The following is a 20094-nucleotide window of genomic DNA, read 5'->3' on the forward strand; positions in this document are numbered from 1 at the left end:
TGCTTTTCCCCTTCCTTCCAACCACCTAAAGGAGACACCATGAAGCAATGGAAGATCGCAGCGGTTGCAGCCGCCACCCTGTTCACCGCGCTGGGCGCCACCAGCGTGAGCGCCGCCGAGCAGTACATGCCCGTGCTGTCGTACCGCACCGGCCCCTATGCCCCCAACGGCGTGCCGATCGCCGACGGCATCGTGGACTACATGAAGCTCGTCAACGAGCGCGGCGGCATCAATGGCGTCAAGCTCCTGATCGAAGAGTGTGAAACCGCCTACGACACGGCGCGCAGCGTCGAGTGCTACGAGCGCACCAAGGCCAAGAACGGCGGCGCGGTCGCCATCCAGCCCTGGTCCACGGGCGCCACCTTCGCGCTGACCGAAAAGGCACCGCTGGACAAGATTTCACTCGTCACGCTGGGCTATGGCCGCAGCGAAAGCGCCGACGGCTCGGTCTTCAAGTGGAACTTCCCGCTGGCGGGCAACTACTGGGTCGGCGCGGACGTCATCATCCAGGCCATCGGCAAGCGCGAGGGCGGCCTTGAGAAGCTCAAGGGCAAGAAGATCGCGCTGATCTACCACGACAGCCCCTACGGCAAGGAATCCATCCCCATGGTGCAGGAGCGCGCCAAGCAGCTGGGCTTTTCCGTCATGGAATTGCCCGTCGCCCACCCCGGCGTGGAGCAGAAGGCCACCTGGCTGCAGATCCGCAAGGAGCGCCCCGACTACGTGATCATGTGGGGCTTTGGCGTGATGAACTCCACCGCCCTGAAGGAAGCGCAGGCCACGGGCTATCCGCGCGACAAGATGTACGGCAGCTGGTGGGCCGGCGCCGAGCCGGACGCGCGCGACGCCGGCGAATCCGCCAAGGGCTACAACGCCGTGGCGCTGCAGAACAGCACCGACAAGAATGCCGCCGTCGTCAAGGAAGCGCTGGAGAAGCTCTACGCCAAGGGCAAGGGCACGGCATCCAGCAAGGATGAAGTGGGCGAGGTGCTCTGGCTGCGCGGCGCGATGAGTTCGATGGTCGTGGTCGAAGGCATCCGCCGGGCGCAGGAACGCTTCGGCAAGGGCAAGGTCATGAACGGCGAGCAGGTGCGCTGGGGCCTGGAAAACCTGAACCTGACGGCCGAGCGCATCAAGGAGATCGGCTTTGACAACGTGATCCGGCCGCTGGCCACCAACTGCCAGGACCACATGGGCTCGTACTGGGCGCGTATCGAGACCTGGGACGGCAAGCAGTGGAAGATCTCCAGCGACTGGATGCAGGGCGATGAGCAGATCATCAAGCCGATGATCAAGGCCGCCGCCGCCAAGTACGCGCAGCAGCAGAAGATCACCCCGCGCACGGGCGCGGACTGCGATTCCTGATCGCATCACAGCACTGGGCGGCTCCTGCGGGAGCCGCCCATCGCCAGGGCGGCGCGCTGCCCTGGCGTGGTGTTACCGGATATCGCCATGGACACAGCAAAAACCCTCATCAACGTCAACGGCATCGAGGTCATCTACAACCACGTGATCCTCGTGCTCAAGGGCGTCTCGCTCAGCGTGCCCGAGAGCGGCATCGTCGCCATCCTGGGCGGCAATGGCGCGGGCAAGACGACGACGCTGCGCGCCATCTCCAATCTGCTCAAGGGCGAGCGCGGCGAGGTCACCAAGGGCACGATAGAACTGCGCGGCGAGCGCATCGAAAACCTGACACCCTCCGATCTGGTCAGGCGCGGTGTGATCCAGGTGATGGAAGGGCGCCATTGCTTTGCCCACCTCACCATCGAAGAGAACCTGCTGACGGGCGCCTACACCGTGCAGAGCCGCGGCGAGATCGAGGCCAATCTGCAGAAGGTCTACGCCTATTTCCCGCGCCTGAAAGACCGCTGCAAAAGCCAGGCCGCCTATACCTCGGGCGGCGAGCAGCAGATGTGCGCCATCGGCCGTGCACTGATGAGCAGCCCCAGCGTGGTGCTGCTCGATGAGCCCTCCATGGGCCTGGCGCCGCAGATCGTGGAAGAGGTGTTCAACATCGTCAAGGACCTGAACACGCGGGAGAAAACCACCTTCCTGCTGGCCGAGCAGAACACCAACATGGCGCTGCGATACGCCGACTACGGCTACATCATGGAAAGCGGGCGCGTCGTGATGGACGGCACGGCACAGTACCTGGCCAGCAACGAGGATGTGAAAGAGTTCTATCTGGGCGTGGGCGGCGCCCAGCGCAAGAGCTTTCGCGACGTCAAGAGCTACAAACGCCGCAAGCGCTGGCTTGCTTGACATAATGATAGCTATCTGTGCTTAACCCATAAGGGTTTGAGCCCTATTTGACCAAAATCCGCACCTGAAAGACCAGCGCATGACCGAGTTTTACGACGCGCTCGAAACCCGCTCTCCCGACGAACGCGAAGCCGCCCACATGGCCGCGCTGGCCGCTCAGGTGGCGCACGCGCAGCAGCACTCGGCGGCCTTCGCCGAAATTTTGAAAGGCGTGAACGCCCGCGCCATCACCAGCCGCGCTGCGCTTGCACAACTGCCCGTCACGCGCAAATCCAGCCTGCACGAACGCCAGGCCCAGGGGCGCAGGGGCGGCGCCGGCCCCTTCGGCGGTTTTGCCGTCCACGGCTGGGGCGCGCAGATGCCGCGCGTCTTCGCCAGCCCCGGGCCGATCTACGAGCCCGAGGGCGCTCGGCAGGATTACTGGCGCATGGCGCGCGCCCTCTTTGCCGCCGGCTTTCGCCGCGGCGAGCTCATCCACAACTGCTTTTCCTACCATTTCGTGCCCGCCGGCTCGATGATGGAAACCGCCGCCCATGCGCTGGGCTGCACGGTGTTTCCAGGCGGCACCGGGCAGACCGAGCAGCAGGTGCAGGCGATTGCGGACCTCCAGCCCGCCGGCTACATCGGCACGCCAAGCTTTCTCAAGATCATCCTGGAAAAGGCCGCGGAGATGGGCGTGCCGCTCGCCGGCTTCGGCAAGGCGCTGGTCTCGGCCGAGGCCTTCCCGCCCTCGCTGCGCGACTGGCTGGCCGAGCGCGGCATGCAGGGCTACCAGAGCTACGGCACCGCCGACCTGGGCCTGATCGCGTACGAGACCGAGGCGCGCGAAGGTCTGGTGCTCGATGAAGGCGTGATCGTCGAGATCGTGCGTCCCGGCACCGGCGACCCGGTATCCGAAGGCGAGGTGGGCGAGCTCGTCATCACCACGCTCAACCCCGACTACCCGCTGATCCGCTTCGCCACCGGCGATCTCTCGGCCGTGCTGCCCGGCCCCTGCCCCACGGGCCGCACCGCCACCCGCATCAAGGGATGGATGGGGCGCGCCGACCAGACCACCAAGATCCGCGGCATGTTCGTGCACCCCGAGCAGGTGGCCGAGGTGGCCAAGCGCTTTCCGCAGGTGCTCAAGGCGCGGCTCGTGGTCAGCGGCGAGACCGGCAACGACACGATGACCTTGCAGGTGGAAACGCGCGAGACCGCGGCAGGCCTGGCGGAGCAGCTGGCCAGCACGCTGCGCGAGGTGACCAAGCTGCGCGGCGAGGTAGCCATGGTGGCGCCGGGGAGCCTGGCCAACGACGGCAAGGTGATCGAGGATGCGCGCAGCTACAAGTGATCCGTCGGTAGAATGGCGGGCTTTGCTCACTGAAACCTTTTAGCCATGTCCACACAGAACGACGAACACCAAGGCTTTGTCCTGGCGCTGCTGGTTGCGCTGGTGCTGTTCGTACTCATCTTTGTCTTCTCGATCGCCTTCACCCGCATCGACCACAAGACTGCGGCGCCTGCCGTGGCGGCGGCCCCCGTGGCCGCGGTGGTGGCGGGCGATGCCGCCCAGGTGGTGGTGCTCGATGGCATGGTGAAGTTCTACTTCGCCAGCGGCAAGGCCGATGTGGCCGACGGCGCTGGCCAGGCGCTGGCCGTGATCGTCGAAGGCGTGAAGGCGGGCAAAAAGGCCGTCATCAGCGGCTTTCACGACACCACCGGCAGCCAGCAGGTGAATGAAGAGCTGAGCAAGCAGCGCGCCATCGCCGTGCGCGATGCGCTGCTGGCGCTGGGCGTGCAGGAAGGCAGCGTGGAGCTGCGCAAGCCTGAAAACTCTGCCGTGCAAGGCAACCCGGCCGAGGCGCGGCGCGTGGAAGTCACGCTGCAATAAATAATCGCAGCTTCCGACGAACAACGGCAGCCACTGGCTGCCGTTGTTGTTTCATTCCAATTCCAGATCGTTCGAGTACGCGAAGGCGAAGCGAAGACAGTGCTGCAGCACGGCAAGGCGAACCAACGCAGTTATACGTTTGAAGGCGAAGTCGTATCAGACGGGCCAGCCGCGCAGCTCGCCCCACTCCTGCCACGGCGCGCGCGGCGTGCGCAAGCGGTTGATGGGCGCCGCCGTATCCTCATGGCCCAGCGCCACGCCACAGGCAATCTCATAGGGTTCGGGCAGCCCCAGCACCGGCGCCAGGGCGCTGCGGTAGCGCCGCCAGAAGCCCTGTGGGCAGCTGGCCAGCCCCTGCTCCACCGCCAGCAGCATGAGCGACTGCAGGTAGACGCCGAGATCGGCCCACTGCGGCAGCCCCATGCGCCGGTCCATGCAGATCAGCACGCCCACCGGCGCGCCAAAGAAAGCCGCGTTGCGCGCAAACCAAGCCAGGCGCCCCGCCTTGTCCTCGCGCGCCAGGCCCATCGTGGCATACATGTCCTCGCCGTTGGCGAAGCGGCGCGTGCGGTAGGGCTCCCACAGGCTGGCGGGATAGTGCCCGCCGTCCTCGCCTTCGGCCTGCGCCGCGGTGGCGATCACCTGTGCCAGCGGCTCGCCCGTGAGAGCGACCACGCGCCAGGGCTGTACATTGCCGCCCGAGGCCGCGCGTGCCGCCTGCTGCAACAGGTTCTGCACCAGAATGGCCGGCAAGGGTGTGGGCAAAAAGGCTCGTACCGAGCGCCGGGCCTGCAAAGCCTGCTCTACATTCATGGTGGACCCGTTCATCAGCCGCGCTCCAGCACGCGCTGTGCGAGGCGCAGGTGCGGCCTGTCTATCATCTGCCCATCGAGCTGCAAGGCCCCTGCGGACGGCTGGGCCGCAAACGCATCCACCACCTTCTGCGCCCAGACGCGCTCCTCCCGAGTCCAGGTAAAGGCTGCGTTGATAGGCGCGATCTGGCTCGGGTGGATCGCCATCTTGGCGACGTAGCCGTCGCGCCGCGCCTCCCGCGCCTCCTGCCCTACGGCGTCCTCCGCATTGATCGCCACGCTCACGGTATCCACCGCCCGCACGCCTGCCGCTGCGGCAGCGTACAGACACATGGCGCGCGCCAGGCGATAGGGCTCGGTCAGCTGGCCGTCTGCCCGGTTGGTCTGCGCACCAATGTCCGCCGCCAGATCTTCCGCACCCCAGGTGATGCCCCACAGCCGCTCGCTCACACCCGCAAGCTCGCCCATGCGGAACATCGCCGCACCGGTTTCGGAGGCAATCGCCAGCACCCGAATGCTGCCGGGCTCGATACCGAAAGCCACCTCCAGCGCATCGAGCTGATGGCACAGCGGCGCCAGCGATTCACGCCCTTCGCACTTGGGCAAGACGATGCCGAAGGGCCGGCCCGGCACCACGGCGGCCAGGTCCTGCAGCAGCAGGCCGGTGGTGGCGGGGTTCACGCGCACCCAGATCTGCTGGTGCGCCGGCTGGGCGGTCAGCATCCGCGCCACCTGCTGGCGCGCCTCCTGCTTGGCGGCGGGGGGCACGGAATCTTCCAGATCGAGGATCAGCGCGCCCGCCTGGCTCTGCTGCGCCTTGAGGTAGCGGTCCGGCCGGTTGCCCGGCACGAAAAGCATGCAGGCGGCGCTCATGCGGCACCTGCGCCGGGGCGTTTGTGCATCAGCGCCGCGCGCCTGCAGCGGCAGACCACCGCGCCGTCCTGGTTCAGGCCCACATGCTCGAATTCGATGATGCCCGCCATCGGGCGCGATCGGCTCTCGCGCTTGGAAAGCACCGTGGTCTGCACATGGACGGTGTCGCCATGAAACACCGGCGCGGGAAAGCGGATGTCGCTCATGCCGAGGTTGGCCACCGTGGTGCGAAACGTGGTGTCGTTGACCGACATGCCGATCACCAGCCCGAGCGTGAACAGGCTGTTGACCAAGGGCCTGCCGAATTCCGTCTGCGCCGAAAAGTGGCGATCGATGTGCAGCGGCTGCACATTCATCGTGAGCGTGGAAAACAGCACGTTGTCCATCTCGGTGACGGTGCGCGTCCAGGCATGGTCAAAGCGATGGCCCACCTCGAATTCCTCGAAATACAAACCCGGCATGTGTTTCCCCTTGTCAAGCGCCTTCAGTTTCCATTTGTACCAGCAAGGCGCCCCTGGCCACCGTCGCGCCCAGCGCCACGGGCAGGCCGGTGACGACGCCATCGCCCGGGGCAGTGAGCGTGTGAAAAAGCTTCATCGCTTCGAGCACCGCCACCGGCTGGCCTGCCGAGACCCTGTCGCCCACGGCGACCAGGGTTTGCGACAGCACGCCGGGCAGTTCGGCCAGCACGCTGCCGCCCTGCTGCGCGCCGCCGGCGTGCGCTGCCGCCGCATGCGCAACGGCAGAGGCCACCTGCACGCACGCCGACCATCCCGCGCACCACACCCAGGTCTGCGCCTCGCGTTGCAACACCCTGTAGACCCGGCCGCTGGCAACGCCGCGCCAGGCGCCCACCCCCGCCGCCTCGATCTGCCACGAGGCCTCTCCGTCCGGGGCCAGCACTTCGCCGCCGTGCAGCCCCAGGCACACCTGCAGCGCCGCATGCTGCCCGTTCTGCGTCACGCAGACATTGGCGCGGCCAACCCCCTCGACCTGCGCGGTGACGCGCCAGCTGCGCAGGCAGGCCATGGGCCTGTCATCGCCCGCCACCTGCTGCGCCCGCACCCAGGCCAGCGCCGCGGCCGCCCGCGCCTCCTGCACCAGCGCCGCATCGGGCTGCCAGCCCCCACCCCAATGCGCAGGCAGAAAATCCGTGGTCAGGGTGGCCTCGAACGCCGGGTGCCGCAGCACATCCAGCAGCATCGCCTGGGTGGTCTGCAGGCCGCCCACCTGCAATTGGGAGAGCCCCTGCTCCAGCCTGCGCCGCGCCATCGCGCGGCTGGACCCGTGGCCTATGACCTTGGCCACCATGGAGTCGTAGTGCGGCGTGATTTCGCTTTGCGCGTCGATGCCGCTGTCGATGCGCACGCCCGGCAATGGCGGCTCGACCCACGCGAGCACGGGCCCGAACGAAGGTGCGAAACCCTCGGCCGGTGATTCGGCATTGACGCGCGCCTCGATCGCCCAGCCGGTCTGGCGCAACTCCCCTTGCGTCCATGGCAGGGGCTCGCCGGCGGCAGCGCGGATCTGCCACTCCACGAGGTCCAGGCCCGTGGTCAGTTCCGTCACCGGGTGCTCCACCTGCAGCCGCGTGTTCACTTCCAGAAAATACGGCGCATCGCCATGATCGGCGTCCAGCACGAATTCGACCGTGCCCGCCGAGTCATAACCGATGGCGCGGCCCAGCGCCAGCGCCGCTTCAAAAAGCCGCTGCTTCACGCCCGCATCCAGATGGTTGGCGGGCGCCTCTTCAATGAGCTTCTGGTAGTTGCGCTGGATGGAGCATTCGCGCTCGAACAGGTGCAGGAGCCGCCCATGCCGGTCACCCAGCAACTGCACTTCCACGTGGCGCGGGCGGGTGATGAAGCGTTCCAGCAGCACCTTGGCATCGCCGAAAGCGGCCTGCGCCTCGGCCCGCGCGGTGGCGAGCTGCTGGTCGAAATGCGCCAGGCCATCCACACGGCGCATGCCCTTGCCGCCGCCGCCGCCGCTGGCCTTGATGAGCAGCGGAAAACCGATGCGCTCGGCCTCGGCGCGCAAGACCGCCGGACTCTGGTCATCGCCGTCATACCCCGGGATGCACGGCACGCCGGCCGCGCGCGCAATGCGCTTGCTCTCGATTTTGGAGCCCATGGAGGCAATCGCCTCGCGGTGCGGGCCGATGAAGGTGATGCCAGCGTTTGCACAGGCATCGATCAGCGCCAGGCGCTCCGAAAGGAATCCGTAACCCGGGTGAATCGCCTGCGCGCCGGTCTTGAGCGCGGCCGCGATGACCGCCTCGGCATTCAGGTAGGAATCCTGCGCACGCGCCGGGCCTATGCAGACGGCTTCGTCCGCCGCGCACACATGGCGGGCGCTGGCGTCGGCCTCGGAATACACCGCCACGGTCCAGATGCCCATGTCGCGGCACGTGCGCAGCACACGGCAAGCGATCTCACCTCTGTTCGCAATCAGGATTTTTTCAAACATCGCGCCACCCCTCACATCCGGTACACCGGGCTCTGGCCCTCGAAGCGCGGCGTGCTTTCATCCGCGAGCTGCAGGCAGATGCCGAGCACGTCGCGCGTCTGCGCCGGTTCGATGATGCCGTCGTCCCACAAGCGCGCCGTCGCGTAGTAAGGGTCGCTCTGTTCCTCGAACTGCACCCGGGTGCGGGCATCGAGCGCGGCGATTTCCGCCTCGTCCACCGGCCCCTTGAGCGAGGCGCGGCGCAGGTCGGTGAGCACCGTGCTGGCCACATCCGGGCTCATGGTGGCGATGCGGCTGGCAGGCCAGGCAAAGACGAAGCGCGGACCAAAGCCCCGGCCGCACATGCCGTAATTGCCCGCGCCGTAGCTGCCGCCGATCAGCACCGTGAAGCGCGGCACGCGCGCCGTGGCCACGGCATAGACCAGCTTGGCCGAATGCTTGGCGATGCCGCCGCGCTCGGCCTCGGTGCCGACCATGAAGCCGGTGATGTTCTGCAGGAACAGGATGGGAATGCGCCGCTGGTTGCACAGCTCGATGAAATGCGCGCCCTTGACCGACGATTCGGAGAACAGCACGCCGTTGTTCGCCAGGATGCCGACCGGGTAGCCGTGGACATGGGCGGTGGCGCAGACCAGCGTGCCGCCGTACTCGGGCTTGAACTCGTTGAAGTCGCTCGCGTCCACCAGGCGCTCGATCACCGCGCGCACGTCATAGGGCTGGCGCAGATCGGTGCCGATGAGGGCGGGAATCTCCGCGGCATCGTGCAGCGGCGCGCGCACCGGCTGGCGCGCGGCAGCGGCGTGCGTCTTCCAGTTGAGCTGGGCCACGATGCCGCGCAGCTGCTGCAGCGCCTGCATCTCGTTCATCGCGAGGTAGTCCGTCACGCCGGAGACGCGCGCATGCATCGCCGCGCCGCCCAGGGTTTCGCCGTCCACCACCTCGGCAATCGCGGCCTTCACGATGGGCGGCCCCCCCAGGTGGATGCGCCCCGTGCCCTGCACCATGATGGACTCATCCGACAGCGCCGGGATGTAGGCCCCGCCCGCCGTGCAGCCGCCGAACACGGCGGAGAGCTGCGGCAGGCCGTCGGCGCTCATGCGGCACTGGTGGTAGAAGATGGTGCCGAAATGCCCGTAGTCGGGGAACACCTGGTCCTGCATCGGCAGGTAGGCGCCGCCGCAATCGACCAGATACAGGCAGGGCAGGCGGTTGTCCCAGGCGATCTCCTGCGCGCGCACGTGCTTGCGCACCGTCTCGGGAAAGAAGCTGCCACCCTTGACCGTGGCATCGTTGGCGATGAGCATGCAGTTCACGCCCGCGACGCGGCCGATGCCGGTCACGATGCCGGCGGCCGGCGCCTCGTTGCCATGCAAGCCCCAGCAGGCCAGCGGCGAGAGCTCCAGGAACGGGCTGCCAGGGTCGAGCAGCAATTCAATGCGCTCGCGCACCGGAATCTTGCCGCGCGTCTTGTGGCGTTCGCGCAGTTTTTCACCGCCGCCCGCGATCGCCCAGCGCATGCGCTCGTGCAGGGTGGCAAGGGCGGCGTCGTAATCGCGCCGGCGTTGTTCAGACGTACTGGACATGGTCATGGCTTTCCCGCCGCGGGCGGCCAGCGCTGCTGCAGCCCGTAGAGCATGAGTTCGGTGAGTTCGTCGGCCACCGCCTTGAGCGCGAGCGTGCCGCCCTGGAACCATTCCAGGCTGCCGTTCATCACCGTGATGAGAAACAGGCGCGCCAGGCGCAGATCGCGCCGCCGGTCGAAGCCGCCAGCCGCGGCGCAGCGCGCCAGCAGCGATGCCCAATAGCGTTCATAGGCATCGCGCAGCGGCAGATGCGCGTCGCGCACGCCTTGCGGCACCTGGCCGAAGATGCGGACGTTGGCCGAGGTGTAGTCCTGCCGCTCCATCATGGCCTGCAGATGGGCGTGGATAGCGGTTTGCAGCAGTGCAAGAGCGTCGGCGTCGGCCGGCAGCGCATCGACGGCATGGCGCACATCATCAAACACTTGTTCGACACCCAGGCGCAACACTTCGGCGACGATGGCGTCGCGCGAATCAAAGTAGTGGTACAGGCTGGCCGCGCGCATGCCTGCCAGTGCAGCGATCTCGCGCAACGACGTACTGGCATAGCCTTGCGTGCGGAACAGGCGCGCCGCGGCATCCAGCACCAGCTGGCGGGTGCCGGCGGCGATTTCGGCGGAAGGGTGGATGGCGACTGGCATGGATTACCGTTGAATTTATCTAATGATTGTTAGTTTGTCAATATCGCAATTCCGTTGACACACCTGCGATATGCACATATATTCAATCGATTGATTGTTAGGTAAATGCCATGATCACCGATTCCCTGACTGCCGCCTTCCCCTTTCTGACCGCTGAACATGAAATGCTGTGCGATACCGTGCGCCGCTTTGTGCGCGAGCGCGTGCTGCCCCACGCGGACGCGTGGGAAGAAACCGGTTTCGTGCCGCGCGAGGCGCTGCGCGAAATGGGCGAGCTGGGCCTGCTCGGCATCCGCTACCCGCAGGAATTCGGCGGCTCGGCGCTGGATGCGCTTTCCACCGTGGTACTGGCCGAAGAGCTGGGACGCAGCAGCTACGGCGGCTTTGCCATCACCGTGCTGGTGCATACCGACATGGCGAGCCCCCATCTCTTTCATGCCGGCTCGCCGGAACAGCAGCAGCGCCTGATGCCCGAGCTCATCGCCGGGCGCAAGATCGCCGCCGTGGCGATGACCGAGGCCGATGCCGGCTCCGACCTGCAGGGCATGCGCACCACGGCGCGGCGCGGCGCCGATGGCTGGGTGCTCAACGGCAGCAAGATGTTCATCACCAACGGCGTGCACGGCGACGTGTACTTCGTGGCCGCCAAGACGGGCGATGCGGGGCGCGGGCGCGAGATATCGATGTTCATCGTCGAAAAGGGCACGCCCGGCTTTCGCGTGGAGCGCCCCTTGAAGAAACAAGGCTGGCTCTCCAGCGACACCGCCGAACTGGTGTTCGAAAACTGCGTGCTGCCCGCCAACGCGCTGCTCGGCGAGGAACACAAGGGTTTTTACGCGCTGGTCAAGAACCTGCAGAACGAGCGTCTGGTGCTGGGCGCGCAGTGCATGGGCGAGGCCGCGCGCGCCATCGAACTCACGCTCGAATGGGTCACGCAGCGCCGCGCCTTCGGCGCCACGCTCTGGGACAAGCAGGCCATCCGCCAGCGCCTGGCCTGGCGCGCCGCGCAGGTGGCGGCCGCGCGCAGCCTGGTCTACACCACCGCCTGGCGCTACGCCATGGGCCAGCAGGTGGTGAGCGAAGTCTCGATGATCAAGGCGCTCGCGGGCACGCTGGTCAACGAGGTGATGTACGACTGCCTGCAATTCCACGGCGGCATGGGCTTCATCCGCGAGACCGCGATCGAGCGCATGGCGCGCGATGCGCGCGTGCAGGCGATCGGCGGCGGCGCGACCGAGGTGATGCTGGAGGAAGTCGCCAAGCGCATGGTGTGATGGCACGGGCCCTTGCCCCCGCGCCAGCATCGGCCGATTGCAAAACGATTCGGCGCAATTGATTGATCACGGCTATGGCTTGACCGACAATGGCGGTCGGCACCCGATGGAAAGCTTGCAAGGCTTGCCCATGGAAAAGCCGGAGTTTCCTCGTGCTTCACCGGCCATCAAACGGCGCCACCGTCAGCACAATTCAAGCAAGGAGACTCTTCACCATGGATCTGCAATACGAGCTCAAGGCAGGCAGCTACTACCTGTATGACATGCGCGAAGCCCCGAGCAAGATCACGGGGGAGCGCCGCTTCAAGCTCAAGACGGACACGGTCGCGATCGCCTTCGACGCGCATACCGGCGAAGTGCACCGCCACGGCAACCCCACGCGCATCCAGTCCTGGGCGCAAACCCAGCGCCGGCGCCTGCGCGCGGCCGGTGCGCTGCTGCAGGCCAACGACATCGTCGTCGTCTCCGGCCCGCTGCCGGTGGACGAACTCAACAAATGCCTGTGGATCCGCGGCTACTGCCGGCGCATGCTCAAGCGCCTGGCCACGCTGCCGCACGGCAAGCTGCAGCGCAGCAAGCCAGCCGACTGGAAGAAAGCGGCCTGACCCTGTTCCCGCCGGCCTCCCCGGCCCTCACGCCTGCCCAGCGTCTTCTTCGTCGGCGGGGTGCTCGTGCTTGACCACGGTCACCGGCACCGTGGCATCGCGCACCAGTGCCTGGGACACCGAACCCAGCAGCGCGCCGCGCAGGCCGCCCATGCCGCGCGCCCCGACGACGATCAGGCCGCAGCCGCAATCGTCAGCCATGTCGGCAAGCGTCGCGGCAGGCGAACCGAGCGCAATTTCGGTCTCGCATGCCACACCCGCGCCCTGCGCCAGCGCCACGGCCGACGCCATGAGGTGCTGACCCGCCTCCACGCTCGCCTGCGCGATCACATCGGCATCGCGCGTGGCCAGTTCCAGGAAGGAGGCCTCCTCCTGCACATGGCCCAGCACCAGCGTGGCCTGCAAGCCATGCTCGCGCACCAGGGAAATCGCATGGCGCACGGCATCCAGCGCCAGTTCAGAACCATCGACCGCCACCAGAATTCTCAGCATCGCCACCTCCATCGCCTATCGGTTGGTGCCAGTGTAGGACAGTGGCCGGGGCGGCGCGCTCTGGGACAATCACACCCCTATGCTGCAATTCGACCTGCTTGCCACCGACCCCGCCAGCCACGCCCGGCGCGGCCGCCTCACGCTCAACCACGGGGTGGTGCAAACGCCGATCTTCATGCCCGTGGGCACCTATGGCACCGTCAAGGGCGTGATGCCCAGAAGCCTCACGGAAATGGGCGCGCAGATCATCCTGGGCAACACCTTTCACCTGTGGATGCGCCCGGGGCTGGACATCGTCAGGGGTTTTGGCGGCCTGCACGGCTTTGAGCAGTGGCACAAGCCCATCCTGACGGATTCGGGCGGTTTCCAGGTCTGGAGCCTGGGCGCGATGCGCAAGATCACCGAGGACGGCGTGCACTTCGCCAGCCCCGTCAACGGCGACAAGCTGTTTCTCTCGCCCGAAGTGAGCATGCGGATCCAGACGGTGCTCAATTCCGACATCGTGATGCAGCTCGACGAATGCACGCCGTATGAAACCAGCGGCCACCTGACCACCGAGCCGCAGGCGCGCAAGAGCATGGAAATGAGCCTGCGCTGGGCGGGCCGCTCGCAGGCGGAATTCGCGCGCCTGGCCAACCCCAACGCGCTCTTCGGCATCGTGCAGGGCGGCATGTTCGAGCCCCTGCGCGAAGAGTCGCTGCAGGCGCTCGCGGCGATGGACTTCCCCGGTTATGCGATCGGCGGCGTGAGCGTGGGCGAGCCCAAGGAGGACATGTTGCGCATCATGGCGCACACGCCGCACCGCCTGCCGTCCGAGAAGCCACGCTACCTGATGGGCGTGGGCACGCCCGAGGACCTGGTCGAAGGCGTCGCCTGCGGCGTGGACATGTTCGATTGCGTCATGCCGACGCGCAACGCCAGAAACGGCACGCTGTTCACGCGCTTTGGCGATCTGAAGATCAGGAACGCCCGCCACAAGGACGACCGCCAGCCGCTGGACGCGAGCTGCACCTGCCACGCCTGCGCGGGCGCCGAGGGGGTGAGCTGGAACGACGGTGGCGACAAAGGCTTCTCGCGCGCCTACCTGCACCATCTGGATCGCTGCGGCGAGATGCTCGGGCCGATGCTCGCCACCATCCACAACCTGCACTATTACCTGCAGCTGATGCAGGAAATCCGCGACGCGCTGGATACCGGCCAATACGCGCAGTTCCGCGCCCGGTTCGCGCACGACCGCGCGCGCGGCGTGTAGCAATGGCGCCCTGACCCTCTACCGGAGGTTGGCAATCCTTCACATTTGCCCCTAGGTTTTTTGTTACAACAAGTGGACAATGCAAGCTTCGCTAACAAAGCGGCCGCGCGCGATCTTCTGTCCGCTGGCGCATGTACCTCCCTGTTGCGACCCGCACGCGCGATGCCCTTTCAGCCAGCACCGATGACGACCAGACCCATGCTCCTGCGCGAACATGGGCTGCTGTTCCTGTGCATGCTCGCCGCCTGCCTGGCGGGCATCGCCACGCGGCCCATCGCCTTCATGGCGACCTTCTGGCCGGCCAACGGCCTGCTGCTCGGGCTGATGCTGCGCAACCCGGTCTGGAGCAAGACGCCCCTGGCATGGCTGTCCGCGTGGCTGGGCTTCGTGGCCGCCGATGCCCTCACCGGCGCCGCCCTGGAGCGCAACCTGGTGATCAACGCCATCAACCTGGTGGAAGTGCTGGCCGGCTGGCTTTTCCTGGTGCGCCAGGGCCCGGCCACGCTGGGCTTTCGGCGCCAGCGTTCGGTGCTCGTCATTCTGGTCGGCTGCGTGATCGCCGCCACCACCGGGGCGCTGCTCGGCAGCCTGAGCCGCGATCTGTTCTTTTCCGCATCCGGCTGGCAGACCTTCATCATCTGGGAAAGCGGCGAGCTGTACAACCTGATCCTGTGCCTGCCCGTGGTGCTGGCGGCGCCGCGCGGCTGGTTCTGGCAGTGGCGCTGGCGCCGCGTGCTGCGCCCGCTGGGCAAACTCTGGGGGCTGCCGCTGCTGGCGCTGCTGGCTTCCGAAGCGGCAGCCTTTGCACTGCAGGGTCCGGGCGCGCTGGTGTTTGCCGTACCCGCCCTGGTGTGGTGCGCGATGCTCTACGGCGTGTTTCTCGTGTCGCTGCTGAACCTGCTGGTCGGCCTGTGGAGCACCGCCACGCTGGTGCTGCTGGGCCTGAGCCTGACGCCGGAACAGTTGCTGGACGCGGTGTCGTTCCGCGTCGGCGTTGCCTTGCTGTCGCTGGCGCCGCTGGCCGTCGCGACCGCGCACGCGCTGCACGCCCAGGCGCTGCAGATCCTGCACCGGGCGGTCAACCATGATTTCCTCACCGGCGCGCTGTCACGCCGCGCCCTGATGGAGCGCGGCGCGCAGCAGCTGCAGCGCCTGCAGCGCGAGAGCGCGCCCGTCGCCGTGCTGATGTTCGACATGGACTATTTCAAGCAGGTCAATGACCGCTGGGGCCATGCCCAGGGCGACAGCGTGCTGCAGCAGTTTGCCCAGCTCATCCAGCACAACCTGCGCCCCGGTGAACTGTTCGGGCGCATCGGCGGCGAGGAATTCGCGCTGCTGCTGCCGCATGCCACGCACGCCGGCGCCCAGGCGGTGAGCGAACGCCTGTGCGCCCAGTTGCGGGAACACCGCTTCACCACCGAGGGCGGCGACGAGTTTTCCGTGACCATGAGCGTGGGCCTGCATGCGGGCACGCCCGCCGACACCCCGTACACCATGAGCGAACTGCTGGCGCGCGCCGACGCCGCGCTCTACCACGCCAAGACCACCGGGCGCAACCGGGTGCAGGCCTTCGATGCCGCGGTGATGACGCCGCTGCGCCACGGCGAGATCAGCGCGTAGCCTGCGTCAGGGCCTTTCCGTTGCCGTCCCGCACGAGGGGCAGAAATGCACGAACGCGCTGCGCCGCGTGCTGCAATGTGCGCAGCGTGCAAACAGGCCGATGCCGCAATGCGGGCAAAAATCCGTCGTGCCGTCCTTGAGGTCCACCGCACGCTCGCAGCCCGGGCATACGCCCTTGGCCAGGCGCGACAGCGCAACGTCGTAGCCCAGCCCGCGCCGGCGCTCGGAATCGGGCCGCGCCTCGGCCTGCTTCTGCCGCTCCAGGTAGCGGTTGAGCGCCTGGATGGCAAAGCGCCCGACCAGCACCGTGACGATGATGCCCACCGCATAGCGCACATAGCCGCCATAGCTGGGCAGGTAGGGCACCAGTTCGACAAAGAAGGCAAACAGCGCAAACCAGATGAAACCCCAGACGAAGGGCCACCAGGTGCTCTTGCGTTTTTTTGCAAACAGCCAGCCGGCAACGGCGAGCAGCGGCAGCGTGAGCGCCAGGCGGTAGAGGAAGACGCGCAGCTCCTGCGCACGCTCGGCGCCGGCCATGCGTTCGCGCCCGCCGCGTTCAAGCTCCGCCAGGCGCTGCTGCTGCCCCTGCGCCTGCTGGCGCGCATCCAGCAGCGCCTGCTGCTGCGCCTGCACCGCCTGGCGCGCCTTCAATTCCTGCTGCTGCAGCGCATCGAGCGCGCGAGCCCGGGCGATCACCTCCGGGTCCTGCTCGGAGCGCTGCGTGGCGCTTCGCGTGGCCAGCCAGGCGTTGAGGCTCTCGCGCTCGGTCTGGGTGCTGGAGCGCGCCTTGCCGGCCTGCAGCTCGGCCTGCTCCAGCGCATTGCGCGCCGCCTCCTGCGCCTCGCGCGCGGAACGCGCCTGCGCACGCAGCGGCGCCACCTGCGCCATGTCCAGGTAGTCGTCGAGCTGCGGCGCCGTTTCCACCTGCGGCAGATCGCCGACGATGGTGCCGCCCAGCCCGATCAGAAAGCCGGCAAAAACCAGGGCCACCAGCCACAGGCCGCGGCGAAACCATTTTTCCGACAGACGCAGCGCTTTGCCCATGGCCATGCTCCCATTCTCTTAAAACGATAGCTGTTTGCGCTTTCAGGGAAAGCGCCAAACCCCGATTTTGACCATGGTATTCACGGGGTTTGCCACCCGGAGGACAATCCACCCATGACACAGCCAAGCACGAATACCGCCCCCTGGGAGCGCATCATCGCCGACGCAGGCGATGCGCTGATTTTCATCGACGCGCAAGGCGTGATCCGCGTCTGGAACGCACGCGCCGCGGCGCTCTTCGGCTTCAGCGCCGAAGACGCCCTGGGACAGAGCGTGGACCTCATCATTCCCGCCCACCTGCGCGAGGCGCACTGGCGCGGCTTCAACCGCGCGATGGAAAGCGCCCACACCGCCAGCCAGGAGGTGCGCACCACGCGCGGCGTGCACCAGGACGGGCGCAAGCTGTATGTGGACATGAGCTTTGCCATCGTCACCGATGGCGCCGGGCAGGCGCTGGGCTCGGTGGCGATGGCGCGCGACGCGACCGGGCGCTACCTGGCCGCGCTGGCCGCGCGCAAGGCGGCCGCCGGCTGACAGCCGGGCCGTGACGCCTCGTCACAACGCTTCAGCCAACGGAAACACGCGCGGCAGCCCCTGTTGACAATGCCCGGCGACCATGGCGCATGCACAACAACACGCAAAGGGAAAATACATGCACCGCATCCTCCTGACCGCCGCCGCCACCGCCGCCTTGGGCCTTGGGCTCGCCGCGGGCGCGCAGGCCGCCACCAGCGCCACCGTCGTCATCCAGGCCGGGCCGCAGCCCGCCATCGCCGCCCCGGTGATGGTGCAACCGCCCCCGCCGCCGCGCTACGAAGCCGTGCCGCGCGCACGCCGCGGCATGGTCTGGTCGCAAGGGCATTGGGAATGGCGCCACCGCGCCTACGTCTGGGTACCCGGCCAATGGGTGCGTGTGCGCCGCGGCCATGCGTGGCAGCAGCCGCGGTGGGTGCGGCAGGGGCCGCAGTGGGTCTTCATCGCCGGCCGCTGGGGCGACGACCGGCCGCGCCACGACCGGGGCCGGCGCGATCACCATGAAAAGCACGATCACCACGACCGCAACCGGCGCTGACCACCGGGCTCAGCGCAGTTCAAGATCGATGGCGCCGAACAGACTCTGGCCGCCGGCGGCCAGCCGCGCCTGCGCCTGCAGCGCATCGCCCGCGCGTAGCCACGCGGTCTTGGCCTCGCCGTCCTGCGCGACCTCTGCGCCGCGCCGCTCCGCCAGACTGCAGAAGCCGCGTGCCGCATCCGCGTTGCTCACCGGCAGCGCGCCGACGATGCTGCCCGCCGCCACGCCGCGCCAGCGCACGCACTGCGCGATGCTGGCGCCGAAATCCAGCGCCATCTCCGGCCCGGTCTCGCACAGCCCGAACTTGCGCCCGTTGAGCTGCACCTGCAGCGTGCACCGCGCCCGCGCGCCGCGCCAAGCCTCGCCCAGCTCGTCGGGCGTGAGGGCGACCGGGGCGAACGCCGTCGCCAGGCTGTGCGGCGAGCCAGGCTGGCCGAGCGTGAGCGCCAGCAGCAGCAACCGCACGCCTTCTGCCGCCTGCTCGGGGCCCGCCGCACGCGGCACGTCGCCCGTGACCACCGCCAGGCCCGCGGCGAAATCCAATGCCTGCACGCCCCCGACCTGCCAACATGCCTGCGGGGCCAGCAGATGGTCCGCCGGGCTCAGCTGGAAAGCGGGCGCCCCCTGCGGGCAGCGCTGCGCATGCGCCGGGTAAACGCTGCCATGCGCCCAGTGGTAGCAGCGCGGCAGCGGTGCGAGGCACTGCGCCGGGTCCAGCGCGAAGGCGTGGCGCGCACGGCCGGCGTTGAGCGCGTCGTAGAGATCCTGCAGCTGCGGCGCAAAGAAGTTCCAGTCTTCCAGCGCCTGCTGCAGGCGGGCGGCGATCCCGCTCGCATAATGCGCCTGCGCCAGGTCGCGCGAGACCACCACCAGCTGGCCATCGCGCGAGCCATCGCGCAGCGTAGCCAATTTCATAGCAAACTTTCCTTGATGTGCGTGCGCAAGAGCCTTGCAAAACGCCTTGATTACTGATGCAGCAACAGCGCATGGTAGCGCCCGCCGCCCGGCGCAGCCTCTGGCTGCTGGGCCTTGCCGTGCTGGCGCTGCACCTGCTGCTGCTCTCCCGCGTGCCGCTGCCATTGGCTCTGTCGGCCAACGCACCGCCCGCCGCCCTGCAGACCCGGGTCCTGGCGCCGCCTGGGCCCTCTGCGCCCGGGCTGCCGCCCCGCGCTGCCGCGCCGCAGTCAGCGCCACGCCCAGCGGCGGCGCGGCGGACGGTGCCCGCCAGGAAGGCGATGCCGGCGCCGGCGCGGCAGGTATCGGAGACCGCCGCCGAAAACACCGCCATCGCCCCCGCGCCCGCGGGCCTGCAGCGCTCCGCCCGCCTGCAGGCGGCCTACGAAAGCTGGCGTGAGCAACAGGTCGGCGTCGGCCCGGCCGCCGCCTTGCCTGAAGCACCGCCCAAAGCGCAGCCCGCCTCTTCCGCCGGCAATGCCCCGCCCGCGGGCGCGCCCGCGCCGGTGGTGCAAGCCCCCACGCCAGCGCCGCCACCGGCCGAGCCCCCCGCACCCAGGCCCACCGCACCGAAACCGGCCGCCGCGCCCCTCTTGCTGCCGCCCTCCACCGTGTTGTCGTTTGACGTGTCGGGCCATGTCAAAGGCTTCAATTACCAGGCGCGCGCGACGCTGGCCTGGCAGATCGACAGCGCCCACTACCAGCTGCGCCAGCAGATTCGCCTGTTTCTGCTGGGTTCGCGCGCCCAGGAGAGCCGCGGACTGGTCACCGCCCGCGGCCTGCAGCCCGAGCGTTTTATCGACGAAGGCAGCAAAACGCGCAACGTGGAGCTCGACCTTGCCGCGCACCAGGCCCGGTTCAGCGACGGCGACACGGCCACAGCGCCCCTGGCCGACGGCACGCAGGACCGGCTGAGCATTTTCGTGCAGCTCGGCGCACTGATCGCCGCGGCCCCCGAACGCTACCCGCGCGGCACGCAGATCAGCTTTGCCACCGTGGGCCCCAAGCGCATCGATCCGTGGACCTTCACCGTCGCCGGACCCGAGGTGCTGCACCTGCCCGCCGGCGACACCCCGGCCATCAAGCTGCAGCGCCTGCCCCGCGGCGGCGACGAGCGCAGGGACACGCTGTGGCTGGGCACCGGACTGCACTACCTGCCGGTGCGCATCCGCCTCGCGGAAGAGGGCGGGGATTTCGTCGACCTGCGGCTTTCCGGCCACGAAAACCCCTGAGCCGGCACCGACACGGCCGATTCATGGAATACTGTC

Annotated in this window: 20 protein-coding genes; 11 read left to right on the forward strand and 9 right to left on the reverse strand. The window is 67.9% G+C overall.

Features of this window, described 5'->3' with window-relative positions; all coding sequences use genetic code 11:
* Positions 1–39 precede the first annotated feature (39 nt).
* From K320_RS0107230 to K320_RS0107245, 4 genes are all read left to right on the forward strand, one after another.
* A complete protein-coding gene (locus K320_RS0107230; protein WP_024538166.1) occupies positions 40–1365 on the forward strand; it encodes an ABC transporter substrate-binding protein in 1326 nt (441 codons plus the stop codon).
* A gap of 87 nt (positions 1366–1452) precedes the next feature.
* Positions 1453–2262 (forward strand): ABC transporter ATP-binding protein, encoded by an 810-nt coding sequence (locus K320_RS0107235; RefSeq protein ID WP_024538167.1) that lies wholly within the window; start codon positions 1453–1455, stop codon positions 2260–2262.
* 79 nt (positions 2263–2341) lie between these two features.
* A complete protein-coding gene (locus tag K320_RS0107240) occupies positions 2342–3595 on the forward strand; it encodes a phenylacetate--CoA ligase family protein (protein ID WP_024538168.1) in 1254 nt (417 codons plus the stop codon).
* A gap of 45 nt (positions 3596–3640) precedes the next feature.
* The gene (locus K320_RS0107245) at positions 3641–4135 is read left to right on the forward strand and encodes an OmpA family protein (RefSeq protein ID WP_024538169.1); all 495 of its coding nucleotides are present in this window, start codon (positions 3641–3643) and stop codon (positions 4133–4135) included.
* Positions 4136–4291: 156 nt separating this feature from the next.
* Here the strand turns inward: K320_RS0107245 and K320_RS0107250 are convergent, their stop codons facing one another.
* From K320_RS0107250 to K320_RS0107275, 6 genes are read right to left on the reverse strand one after another with little or no spacing between them, the layout of a single operon-like run.
* Entirely contained in the window at positions 4292–4948 is a 657-nt protein-coding gene (locus K320_RS0107250; RefSeq protein ID WP_024538170.1) for a nitroreductase, read from the reverse strand.
* A gap of 14 nt (positions 4949–4962) precedes the next feature.
* Positions 4963–5820, reverse strand: a complete 858-nt coding sequence (locus K320_RS0107255) for an HpcH/HpaI aldolase/citrate lyase family protein (RefSeq protein ID WP_024538171.1) — start codon at positions 5818–5820, stop codon at positions 4963–4965.
* Positions 5817–6281 (reverse strand): MaoC family dehydratase, encoded by a 465-nt coding sequence (locus tag K320_RS0107260; protein ID WP_024538172.1) that lies wholly within the window; start codon positions 6279–6281, stop codon positions 5817–5819. The genes K320_RS0107255 and K320_RS0107260 overlap by 4 nt, the downstream gene beginning before the upstream one ends.
* A gap of 13 nt (positions 6282–6294) precedes the next feature.
* On the reverse strand, positions 6295–8289 hold the full coding sequence (locus tag K320_RS0107265; RefSeq protein WP_024538173.1) for an acetyl/propionyl/methylcrotonyl-CoA carboxylase subunit alpha: 1995 nt from the start codon (positions 8287–8289) through the stop codon (positions 6295–6297).
* An 11-nt stretch (positions 8290–8300) separates the two neighbouring features.
* Positions 8301–9878 (reverse strand): acyl-CoA carboxylase subunit beta, encoded by a 1578-nt coding sequence (locus K320_RS0107270; protein ID WP_024538174.1) that lies wholly within the window; start codon positions 9876–9878, stop codon positions 8301–8303.
* On the reverse strand, positions 9875–10510 hold the full coding sequence (locus tag K320_RS0107275) for a TetR/AcrR family transcriptional regulator (protein WP_024538175.1): 636 nt from the start codon (positions 10508–10510) through the stop codon (positions 9875–9877). Before K320_RS0107275 ends, K320_RS0107270 begins: the two co-directional genes overlap by 4 nt.
* 110 nt (positions 10511–10620) lie before the next feature.
* Here K320_RS0107275 and K320_RS0107280 point away from each other — a divergent pair, with 110 nt between their 5' ends.
* Both K320_RS0107280 and K320_RS0107285 read left to right on the forward strand, forming a co-directional pair.
* A complete protein-coding gene (locus tag K320_RS0107280) occupies positions 10621–11784 on the forward strand; it encodes an acyl-CoA dehydrogenase family protein (protein WP_029695905.1) in 1164 nt (387 codons plus the stop codon).
* A gap of 215 nt (positions 11785–11999) precedes the next feature.
* Positions 12000–12389 (forward strand): hypothetical protein, encoded by a 390-nt coding sequence (locus K320_RS0107285; RefSeq protein WP_024538177.1) that lies wholly within the window; start codon positions 12000–12002, stop codon positions 12387–12389.
* Between the two features lie 27 nt (positions 12390–12416).
* Here the strand turns inward: K320_RS0107285 and K320_RS0107290 are convergent, their stop codons facing one another.
* Positions 12417–12881 (reverse strand): universal stress protein, encoded by a 465-nt coding sequence (locus K320_RS0107290; RefSeq protein WP_024538178.1) that lies wholly within the window; start codon positions 12879–12881, stop codon positions 12417–12419.
* Positions 12882–12960: 79 nt separating this feature from the next.
* Between K320_RS0107290 and tgt the strand changes: the two genes are divergently transcribed.
* Both tgt and K320_RS0107300 read left to right on the forward strand, forming a co-directional pair.
* Positions 12961–14133 carry a tRNA guanosine(34) transglycosylase Tgt gene (gene tgt, locus K320_RS0107295; RefSeq protein ID WP_024538179.1) on the forward strand — a complete coding sequence of 391 codons (1173 nt, stop codon included), beginning with the start codon at positions 12961–12963 and terminating at the stop codon, positions 14131–14133.
* Positions 14134–14331: 198 nt separating this feature from the next.
* Positions 14332–15753 (forward strand): GGDEF domain-containing protein, encoded by a 1422-nt coding sequence (locus tag K320_RS0107300; protein ID WP_024538180.1) that lies wholly within the window; start codon positions 14332–14334, stop codon positions 15751–15753.
* Positions 15754–15759: 6 nt separating this feature from the next.
* On the opposite strand, the gene K320_RS0107305 is transcribed toward K320_RS0107300, so the two are convergent.
* A complete protein-coding gene (locus K320_RS0107305) occupies positions 15760–16800 on the reverse strand; it encodes a zinc ribbon domain-containing protein (protein ID WP_024538181.1) in 1041 nt (346 codons plus the stop codon).
* A 114-nt stretch (positions 16801–16914) separates the two neighbouring features.
* Between K320_RS0107305 and K320_RS0107310 the strand changes: the two genes are divergently transcribed.
* Positions 16915–17334: a PAS domain S-box protein gene (locus K320_RS0107310; protein ID WP_024538182.1), complete on the forward strand. Its 420-nt coding sequence runs from the start codon at positions 16915–16917 to the stop codon at positions 17332–17334.
* Positions 17335–17452: 118 nt separating this feature from the next.
* Positions 17453–17872 carry a YXWGXW repeat-containing protein gene (locus K320_RS0107315; protein ID WP_034342907.1) on the forward strand — a complete coding sequence of 140 codons (420 nt, stop codon included), beginning with the start codon at positions 17453–17455 and terminating at the stop codon, positions 17870–17872.
* A gap of 9 nt (positions 17873–17881) precedes the next feature.
* On the opposite strand, the gene K320_RS0107320 is transcribed toward K320_RS0107315, so the two are convergent.
* Entirely contained in the window at positions 17882–18787 is a 906-nt protein-coding gene (locus K320_RS0107320) for a fumarylacetoacetate hydrolase family protein (protein ID WP_029695908.1), read from the reverse strand.
* Between the two features lie 71 nt (positions 18788–18858).
* Between K320_RS0107320 and K320_RS0107325 the strand changes: the two genes are divergently transcribed.
* Complete coding sequence (locus tag K320_RS0107325) at positions 18859–20058, forward strand: DUF3108 domain-containing protein (RefSeq protein WP_029695909.1); 1200 nt, start codon at positions 18859–18861, stop codon at positions 20056–20058.
* Positions 20059–20094: the final 36 nt, after the last annotated feature.

This window comes from Comamonas badia DSM 17552, assembly GCF_000484635.1.
Taxonomy (GTDB): domain Bacteria; phylum Pseudomonadota; class Gammaproteobacteria; order Burkholderiales; family Burkholderiaceae_C; genus Comamonas_C; species Comamonas_C badia.

Excerpts from the sequence above, each read along its gene's own strand:
- tgt (WP_024538179.1), top strand. The coding sequence starts at position 12,961 with ATGCTGCAATTCGACCTGCTTGCCACCGACCCCGCCAGCCACGCCCGG.
- K320_RS0107285 (WP_024538177.1), top strand. The coding sequence starts at position 12,000 with ATGGATCTGCAATACGAGCTCAAGGCAGGCAGCTACTACCTGTATGAC.
- K320_RS0107265 (WP_024538173.1), bottom strand. The coding sequence starts at position 8,289 with ATGTTTGAAAAAATCCTGATTGCGAACAGAGGTGAGATCGCTTGCCGT.
- K320_RS0107240 (WP_024538168.1), top strand. The coding sequence starts at position 2,342 with ATGACCGAGTTTTACGACGCGCTCGAAACCCGCTCTCCCGACGAACGC.
- K320_RS0107280 (WP_029695905.1), top strand. The coding sequence starts at position 10,621 with ATGATCACCGATTCCCTGACTGCCGCCTTCCCCTTTCTGACCGCTGAA.
- K320_RS0107230 (WP_024538166.1), top strand. The coding sequence starts at position 40 with ATGAAGCAATGGAAGATCGCAGCGGTTGCAGCCGCCACCCTGTTCACC.
- K320_RS0107305 (WP_024538181.1), bottom strand. The coding sequence starts at position 16,800 with ATGGGCAAAGCGCTGCGTCTGTCGGAAAAATGGTTTCGCCGCGGCCTG.
- K320_RS0107260 (WP_024538172.1), bottom strand. The coding sequence starts at position 6,281 with ATGCCGGGTTTGTATTTCGAGGAATTCGAGGTGGGCCATCGCTTTGAC.
- K320_RS0107315 (WP_034342907.1), top strand. The coding sequence starts at position 17,453 with ATGCACCGCATCCTCCTGACCGCCGCCGCCACCGCCGCCTTGGGCCTT.
- K320_RS0107270 (WP_024538174.1), bottom strand. The coding sequence starts at position 9,878 with ATGACCATGTCCAGTACGTCTGAACAACGCCGGCGCGATTACGACGCC.
- K320_RS0107320 (WP_029695908.1), bottom strand. The coding sequence starts at position 18,787 with ATGAAATTGGCTACGCTGCGCGATGGCTCGCGCGATGGCCAGCTGGTG.
- K320_RS0107275 (WP_024538175.1), bottom strand. The coding sequence starts at position 10,510 with ATGCCAGTCGCCATCCACCCTTCCGCCGAAATCGCCGCCGGCACCCGC.
- K320_RS0107325 (WP_029695909.1), top strand. The coding sequence starts at position 18,859 with ATGGTAGCGCCCGCCGCCCGGCGCAGCCTCTGGCTGCTGGGCCTTGCC.
- K320_RS0107310 (WP_024538182.1), top strand. The coding sequence starts at position 16,915 with ATGACACAGCCAAGCACGAATACCGCCCCCTGGGAGCGCATCATCGCC.
- K320_RS0107235 (WP_024538167.1), top strand. The coding sequence starts at position 1,453 with ATGGACACAGCAAAAACCCTCATCAACGTCAACGGCATCGAGGTCATC.
- K320_RS0107255 (WP_024538171.1), bottom strand. The coding sequence starts at position 5,820 with ATGAGCGCCGCCTGCATGCTTTTCGTGCCGGGCAACCGGCCGGACCGC.
- K320_RS0107245 (WP_024538169.1), top strand. The coding sequence starts at position 3,641 with ATGTCCACACAGAACGACGAACACCAAGGCTTTGTCCTGGCGCTGCTG.
- K320_RS0107300 (WP_024538180.1), top strand. The coding sequence starts at position 14,332 with ATGCTCCTGCGCGAACATGGGCTGCTGTTCCTGTGCATGCTCGCCGCC.
- K320_RS0107250 (WP_024538170.1), bottom strand. The coding sequence starts at position 4,948 with ATGAATGTAGAGCAGGCTTTGCAGGCCCGGCGCTCGGTACGAGCCTTT.
- K320_RS0107290 (WP_024538178.1), bottom strand. The coding sequence starts at position 12,881 with ATGCTGAGAATTCTGGTGGCGGTCGATGGTTCTGAACTGGCGCTGGAT.